1 protein-coding gene is annotated in these 524 nt (G+C 59.7%); it reads right to left on the bottom strand.

Features of this window, described 5'->3' with window-relative positions; genetic code table 11:
• A partial coding sequence (locus CPA45_RS22585) for a Rieske 2Fe-2S domain-containing protein (protein WP_279628840.1) occupies positions 1 to 506 on the bottom strand: 506 nt, incomplete at its 3' end.
• Between the last annotated feature and the right edge of the window lie 18 nt (positions 507 to 524).

The following is a 524-nucleotide window of genomic DNA, read 5'->3' as shown; positions in this document are numbered from 1 at the left end:
TCCATGGTGGAGGCGTAGTTCCAGTGCACGGAGCTGACGTGGTAGCCGTCGGCGCCGTTTTCGGCCTGTAGCTTCCAGTTGCCGGTGTAGGTGTACGACGAGGTGCCGCGCAGGATTTCCAGGCCTTCGGGGGCTTGGTCGACGATGTTGTCGATGACCTTGGTGGTTTCGCCCAGGTGTTGTTCGAGCGGTTGTACGTCGTCACTCAAGCTGCCGAACAGGAAGCCTTTGTAGTTTTCAAAGCGCGGTAGACGCTTGAGGTTGTGGGAGCCATCCTGTTTGAACTGGTCAGGGTAGGCGCCGTTCTTCTCATTTTTGGCTTTGAGCAATTGGCCGTCGTTTTTGAACGTCCAGCCGTGGAACGGGCAGGTGAAGGTGCCTTTATTGCCGCGCTTACGGCGGCACAGGGTGGCACCGCGGTGGGCGCAGGCGTTAATCAGGCCGTGCAGTTCGCCCTGCTTGTCGCGGGTGATGATCACCGGCTGGCGACCCATGGTGACGGTCATGTAGTCACCGGGTTCCGC

Origin of the sequence: Vreelandella nigrificans, assembly GCF_002374315.1 — a bacterium.
GTDB classification, from domain to species: domain Bacteria; phylum Pseudomonadota; class Gammaproteobacteria; order Pseudomonadales; family Halomonadaceae; genus Vreelandella; species Vreelandella nigrificans.
This window is presented reverse-complemented; position numbering and strand designations above follow the sequence as displayed.